The 3,057-nt window shown below is 72.5% G+C and carries 2 protein-coding genes; both read left to right on the top strand.

Features of this window, described 5'->3' with window-relative positions:
- The first annotated feature begins 205 nt into the window (after positions 1 to 205).
- A complete protein-coding gene (locus V7793_RS35700; protein WP_336013835.1) occupies positions 206 to 2,554 on the top strand; it encodes an RNA degradosome polyphosphate kinase in 2,349 nt (782 codons plus the stop codon).
- A gap of 148 nt (positions 2,555 to 2,702) precedes the next feature.
- Positions 2,703 to 3,057 (top strand): CHAD domain-containing protein (locus V7793_RS35695; RefSeq protein WP_336013834.1); only part of this gene is annotated, 355 nt, incomplete at its 3' end.

Below are 3,057 nucleotides of genomic sequence, written 5' to 3'. Positions count from 1 at the left end.
GCCCTCCCGCTCCGCCGCGGCACAGCGGAGTGGGGTGCCGCTTCCCTGCGCGCCATGTGGGCGTTACCCGTGATTCAACAGCGGTTGCGAGCCTTGCGGAATGCAGCCCGCTGTGCCACCCGTACCCGCTCGAAGGCTCCGCGCCGCTCCCGCCGCGCCCTCCTTCGGCGCGCCCGGCCCGCCCCCGGCGCGGCACCATGGGAACATGACCCAGTCGTCCCGCGCACAGGCCCACGACCAGCCGCACGGCGACCGCAGCGACCGCTACGGCGAGGGATACGGCAACCCGCAGCCCTCGGTCGGGTCCATCGCCGCGCACCGGCCCTTCGCAGTGGCCTCCCCCGCCGCCTCGCCGGGCCTGGAGCCCGACCTGGACGCCGACCTCGGCCCGTATGCGCACGGCTACGACCACGACGCGTACGGCCACGGCCCGGCCTACGCCCCCGGCCGCGACGGCGAGGACGACGACCCTTACGGCGACGGGCCGCTCCCGCAGGGCCGCTTCCTGGACCGCGAGCGCAGCTGGCTGGCCTTCAACGAACGCGTCCTGGAACTGGCCGAGGACCCGGCGACGCCCCTGCTGGAGCGGGCCAACTTCCTCGCGATCTTCGCGAGCAACCTGGACGAGTTCTTCATGGTCCGCGTGGCCGGCCTCAAGCGCCGCATCGCCACCGGCGTCGCCACCCGCTCCGCCTCCGGCCTGCAGCCCCGCGAGGTGCTGGAGCTGATCTGGAACCGCTCCCGCGAGCTCATGGCCCGGCACGCCGCCTGCTACCAGCAGGACGTCGCCCCCGAGCTGGCCGAGGAGGGCATCCACCTCATCCGCTGGCACGAGCTGACCGACAAGGAGCAGGGCCGGCTCTTCACCCTCTTCCGGCAGCAGATCTTCCCCGTGCTGACCCCGCTGGCGGTCGACCCCGCGCACCCGTTCCCGTACATCTCGGGGCTCTCCCTCAACCTCGCGGTCGTCGTCCGCAACCCCGTCAGCGGGCACGACCACTTCGCCCGGGTCAAGGTCCCGCCGATCCTCTCCCGCTTCCTGGAGGCCTCCCCGCAGCGCTACGTCCCCCTGGAGGACGTCATCGCCGCGCACCTCGAAGAGCTCTTCCCCGGCATGGAGGTGCTCGCGCACCACATGTTCCGCGTGACGCGCAACGAGGACCTGGAGGTCGAGGAGGACGACGCGGAGAACCTGCTGCAGGCGCTGGAGAAGGAGCTCATGCGCCGCCGCTTCGGCCCGCCCGTGCGGCTGGAGGTCGAGGAGTCCATCGACCCGTACGTCCTCGACCTGCTGGTCCGCGAGCTGAAGATCTCCGACGCCGAGGTCTACCCGCTGCCCGGCCCGCTCGACCTCACCGCGCTCTTCCGCATCGCCTCCCTCGACCGGCCCGAGCTCAAGTACCCCAAGTTCGTGGCCGGCACGCACCGTGACCTCGCCGAGGTCGAGTCGGCCTCCGCGCCCGACATCTTCGCCGCCCTGCGCGAGCGCGACGTCCTGCTGCACCACCCGTACGACTCGTTCTCCACCTCCGTGCAGGCGTTCCTGGAGCAGGCGGCGACCGACCCCGACGTCCTCGCCATCAAGCAGACCCTCTACCGGACCTCCGGCGACTCGCCCATCGTCGACGCCCTGATAGACGCGGCCGAGTCCGGCAAGCAGGTGCTCGTCCTCGTCGAGATCAAGGCGCGCTTCGACGAGCAGGCCAACATCAAATGGGCCCGCAAGCTGGAGGAGGCGGGCTGCCACGTCGTCTACGGGCTGGTGGGCCTCAAGACGCACTGCAAGCTCTCCCTGGTGGTCCGGCAGGAGGGCGACACCCTGCGCCGCTACTCGCACGTCGGCACCGGCAACTACCACCCCAAGACCGCCCGGCTGTACGAGGACCTCGGGCTGCTCACCGCCGACCCGCAGGTCGGAGCCGACCTCTCCGACCTCTTCAACCGGCTCTCCGGCTACTCGCGCCGCGAGACCTACCGGCGCCTGCTCGTCGCCCCCAGATCCCTGCGGGACGGGCTCGTCGCCCGGATCGCCAAGGAGGTCGCGCACCACCGCTCCGGGCGGCCCGCCTCCATCCGCATCAAGGTCAACTCGATGGTCGACGAGACGGTCATCGACGCCCTGTACCACGCCGCCCGCGCCGGCGTCCCGGTCGACGTGTGGGTGCGCGGCATCTGCGCCCTGCGGCCCGGCGTCCCCGGCCTTTCCGAGAACATCCGCGTCCGCAGCGTCCTCGGCCGCTTCCTGGAGCACTCGCGGGTCTTCGCGTTCGGCAACGGCGGTGAGCCCGAGGTGTGGCTCGGCAGCGCCGACATGATGCACCGCAACCTCGACCGGCGCATCGAGACCCTCGTGCGCGTTACCGACCCCGCGCACCGGGCCTCCCTCAGCAGGCTGCTCGAAACCGGCATGTCCGACTCCACCGCCTCCTGGCACCTCGGCCCGGACGGCGGCTGGACGCGGCACGCGACCGACGCCGACGGACAGCCGCTGCGGAACGTCCAGGAGATGCTCATCGACGCCCGGAGGCGCCGGCGTGGCTCAGCGACCCCATGACCCGGCAGGTACGGACACCGCCGCGCTTACGGGCGCGCCCGAGAACGCATGCACGGACGCACGCACGGACGCATGTACGGACGCACGCGGGGATTCGCTCACGGACCCGCTCACGGGCCCGCTCACAGACGTGCTTACGGACGTGCTCATGGACACTGCCGGGGGGCAGGACACGATGACGACGAAGTACCCGGCCGTGCGCACCGCCGCCGGCCCGGCCGGCCCCGCGGGCGCGGCCACCGCCGGCGACGTCCTGGCCGGATACCTGCAGGCCCAGGCCGTCGAGTTCCTGCGCAGCCTGCGGCTGCACGGCGAGAGCGGCGCCGACGCCGACGAGGCGGGGGAGGCGGCCCGCCTGCTGCGCCGGTCCGCCCGGCGCATCGCCGGGGCCCTGTACGTCTACCGCCCGCTGACGGACACCGACTGGACCGACCAACTGCGCACCGAGCTCGTATGGCTGTCGGACGTGCTGGGCCGCGAGCACGCCTACGCGGCGCGGCTCG

It is taken from the genome of Streptomyces sp. KLMMK, assembly GCF_036961605.1.
Lineage (GTDB): Bacteria > Actinomycetota > Actinomycetes > Streptomycetales > Streptomycetaceae > Streptomyces > Streptomyces telluris.
Note: the sequence above shows the minus strand (reverse complement) of the source record. Positions and strands in the feature narration are given on the sequence as shown.

Bases quoted from the DNA above. Each gene is read 5' to 3' on its own strand.
- V7793_RS35700 (WP_336013835.1), top strand. From the start codon at position 206: ATGACCCAGTCGTCCCGCGCACAGGCCCACGACCAGCCGCACGGCGAC.